This is a genomic window from Dellaglioa sp. CoH-57-MRSF-16 (genome assembly GCF_056782055.1).
On sequence record NZ_JBXAXZ010000211.1, the window covers coordinates 1 to 248 of the forward strand.

Sequence of the window (248 nt, forward strand, 5' to 3'; positions counted from 1 at the left end):
GAAATGCCGTCGTTGAGCTGGGCCCCGAGGATAATGTTGTGTTGTTCGTCTAGAATCTTCTTCAGCTCATCAAACTCACGAACCGAGAGCAGGGCATACATGGGAGTGCCCATGTAGTGCTCGAATTCCATGTTCCAGTTACGCGTTACGTATCGCATAATGCCCAGAACCGTGGCCTTCGCGTCGATTCGACCGTGCATGGGAATCAGTGCTGACCGCTTCAGCAAATCCGCAATCTGCGCATCGCG

Annotated in this window: 1 protein-coding gene; it reads right to left on the bottom strand. The window is 53.2% G+C overall.

From position 1 onward, the window contains the following. Positions 1-248, bottom strand: a 248-nt coding sequence (locus AC1RPH_RS08460) for a hypothetical protein (RefSeq protein ID WP_481762141.1), incomplete at both ends; no start/stop codon positions are given.